Origin of the sequence: Rickettsia sp. TH2014 (assembly GCF_019249195.1) — a bacterium.
Lineage (GTDB): Bacteria > Pseudomonadota > Alphaproteobacteria > Rickettsiales > Rickettsiaceae > Rickettsia > Rickettsia felis.
Genome location: NZ_MXAX01000178.1, coordinates 920 through 4,552, shown reverse-complemented (window position 1 = coordinate 4,552; position 3,633 = coordinate 920). Strand labels below are relative to the sequence as shown.

Sequence of the window (3,633 nt, the reverse complement as noted above, 5' to 3'; positions counted from 1 at the left end):
TTAATTTTACTAAATGTAAGATTAAATCTCAACTATTACAAGTTATATATTATCACCCGTGTTTAATCTTAGCTTGTGCTGCGGCGATTCTTGCTATAGGAATGCGGTATGGAGAGCAAGAAACATAGTTTAAATTCATTTTATGAAAAAACTCTATAGATGCAGGGTTTCCTGCATGCTCTCCACAAGCACCTAACTTTAAATTAGGATTACTACTTTTTCCTCGTTTTATAGCAAGTTCAATTAATTCTCCCACTCCTTCTTCATCGAGAGTAGTAAACGGATCAGATTCAAAAATCTTTTCTTCTAAGTAATATGGGAGGAAAGATGCAATATCATCTCTAGAAATTCCATATGTAGTTTGGGTTAAATCATTAGTCCCAAAACTAAAATAGTCAACTTCCTTAGCTATTTTCTTACTGCTGAGTGCTGCCCTTGGTAGTTCTATCATAGTACCAAGTGTAAAAGAAAATTTATATCTATAACGTTGCTCTAATTCCTCTATTACCTCATAAATATCCATTTTAAGCTTTTTTATTTCACCTACATTGCTAATTAAAGGAATCATTAGTTCTAAATTACATTCTATATGTTCTTTTTTATGTAGCTCAAAAATAGCCGTAAAAATTGCTTCAATTTGCATTTGGTAAATTTCCGGTGAACATATACCAAGTCTACATCCACGGTGACCAAGCATAGGATTTACTTCGTGCATAGCATGAAGACGTTGATTAATCATGGATAACGGTAGATTTAAGCTATTTGCCAAATTCTTTTTATCTTCTTCAGTAGTAGGTAAAAACTCATGTAACGGCGGATCAAGTAATCTAATATTTACCGGTTTGTCTTTCATTACTCTAAATAAAGCTTTAAAATCCTCAGTTTGCAAAGGTAATAATTTCTGCACGGCAAGCTTTCTACGTTCTATATCAGGAGCAATAATCATTTCCCTTACTAAAGGAATTTTATTTTTATCAAAAAACATATGTTCGCTACGACACAAACCTATACCTTGAGCCCCAAATTTTATAGATACTAAAGCATCGTTAACTGTTTCGGCATTTGCACGAACTTTTAAGCTACTAATCTCGTCTGCCCAATCTAAAATTAATTTTGATTCCTCACTGAAAGTAGGTTGAATTAACGGCATTTCACCTAAGAAGATTTTGCCGCTACCTCCGTCAATCGTTATAATATCACCTTGTTTAATAACTATGTCCCCTGCTGTTAATATTTGCTTTTTCTCATCTATAGATAAATTATTTGTACCGCAAACACAAGGCTTCCCCATACCTCTTGCCACAACTGCGGCATGTGAAGTCATTCCCCCTCTAATAGTTAAAATACCTGAAGAAACATGCATTCCATTAATATCCTCAGGACTAGTATCATGGCGTACTAAAATTACTTTATGATGATGAGATAATTTTTCGGCATCATAAGGTGAGAATGCCGCAATACCTGTTGCAGCCCCAGGAGAAGCAGGTAGCCCCTCAGCAATAGAAGTAAGCCCCTTACTGTAATCAATTCTTGTATGTAATAATTGATTTAATGATTCCGGATCGATTCGCATTAAGGCTTGTTCTTTAGAAATAAGATTCTCTTCTACCATTTGTACGGCAATATTAATAGCAGCGATGGCTGTTCTTTTTGCAGTACGTGTTTGTAAGATATATAGCTTATTATTTTCTATAGTGAATTCTATATCCTGCATATCTAAGTAATGTTCTTCAAGCTTTTTCGCAATTTGTGATAATTCCTTAAACACTTTCGGCATCATTGCTTGCATAGAATTTGAATCATTTGCAATAATAGGCATAGGTGTCCTAGTTCCCGATACTATGTCTTCACCTTGAGCATTTATTAAAAACTCTCCAAAGAGCTTTTTTTCTCCTGTAGAAGGTGATCTAGTAAAAGCAACTCCCGTAGCTGAAGTTTTACCTAAATTACCGAAAACCATTGCTTGGATATTAATAGCCGTACCGAAACCTTTCGAAATATTATTGATTTTTCTATATATAACCGCTCTATTACTCATCCAAGAATGTAGCACCGCTTTAATTGCAGATTCTAACTGTTCATAAGGATCATTAATTAGTTGCTTAATATACTTAATATGCAACCGTTTGAAATCATCAATAATTTTTTCTAATAATTCTACGGTAATATCGCTATCTTTATGAATATCGGCTTGAATCTTGTGCTTTTCGTAAATTTGTTCAAATAGATCACTAGGTATAGATAATACCGTTGAACCATACATTTCTAGAAATCTTTTGTAACTATCAAGAGCAAATCGTTTATCACCACAGGAATCCGCAAGAGCATTGCACACTTCGTTATTCATTCCAAGATTAAGGATAGTATCCATCATTCCAGGCATTGAAACCGTAGAACCCGAACGCACAGATAATAATAGGGGCTTGCTTGTACTACCGAAAATTTTACCGGTAGTTATTTCAAGTTCGGTGATAGCTTTTTTTAAGTCGTTTTGAAAATTTTTAGGAAAGTTATTATTGTGGGTATAAAAGTAATTACATAGCTCCGTAGTTATTGTAAAACCATCAGGAATAGGTAGTTTTAGATTAGACATTTCAGCAAGACCGGCACCTTTATTACCAAGTACATTCTTCATGCTAGCGTTTCCATCACTACCATTACTGCCAAAATAATAAATTAATTTTTTCATATCATATATCAAAATTTGCTAACAATTTATGTGTTTAGAAGCATTAAATACATATTTATACAGTATGAAAAAAATAGTAGCAATGTTAAATTAAGAATATCTTTAATAAAATAGTTGAAATTTTAAATTTGTTAATAAATTTGTTATTATACTTATTAATTTAATTATATTCTGTGTACAAAAGTCAAATTTTCAAAAAAATCTTATTAATTTTTGCTAAAAAATATCTCAAGATAGTAAATCAATTAGAAACTTTCACAGAACTTAATAAGTTAATTGAACTTTTTCTAAATGTTATTGACTAATTTAAGAAAATTGACCATAATTCTAAACGGTCGTGCAGTTGCGTGATGATATAATCACGAGGAAAGTCCGGACTCTATAGAGGTATGGTGCCGGTTAACATCCGGCAGAGTATTATTACTTTAGGGAAAGTACCACAGAAAATATACCGCCGAATATGAATACGAAAATCAACTTCAAAAAGAGCAAGGAGTTCACAAGACGAGGAACGGAGCGTATACTTAATACGTGAGTACCGTAGTACTTGTAGAACGACGTAGCCAATTTTTGAAGTTCTATCTTAGTATATTCGGTAAGGGTGAAAAGGTACGGTAAGAGCGTACCGGTAAGTTGGTAACAAATTACGCATGGTAAACCCCACCAAGAGCAAGATCAAATAGGCGTTACAGAACTTATCAAGTTCCCGGGTTATCTCTAGCCGGCTTGTAATGCGGGTAGATCGCTTGAGGTAAACGGTAACGTTTATCCTAGATAAATAACTGCAATGAATTTATATTCATACAGAATCCGGCTTATAGACCTTATTGTTATCCCGTGGCTTGGCTGCTGTTGCCCGTATGGCTCAAAAAGCATTCTATGTCATTTCCGCGTGGGATTGTCTGCGTGGATACCGATGTCATTCCTGCGAAAGCAGGAATCCA

General features: G+C 34.1%; 1 protein-coding gene and 1 other RNA gene. One reads left to right on the top strand and one right to left on the bottom strand.

What is annotated here, in order from left to right; genetic code table 11:
* Positions 1-52: 52 nt before the first annotated feature.
* Positions 53-2,689 (bottom strand): pyruvate, phosphate dikinase, encoded by a 2,637-nt coding sequence (ppdK, locus tag KYQ89_RS03480; protein ID WP_218460425.1) that lies wholly within the window; start codon positions 2,687-2,689, stop codon positions 53-55.
* A gap of 327 nt (positions 2,690-3,016) precedes the next feature.
* On the opposite strand from ppdK, the gene rnpB reads away from it, so the two are divergent.
* An RNA gene (gene rnpB, locus KYQ89_RS03475) (RNase P RNA component class A) lies at positions 3,017-3,523 on the top strand.
* Positions 3,524-3,633: the final 110 nt, after the last annotated feature.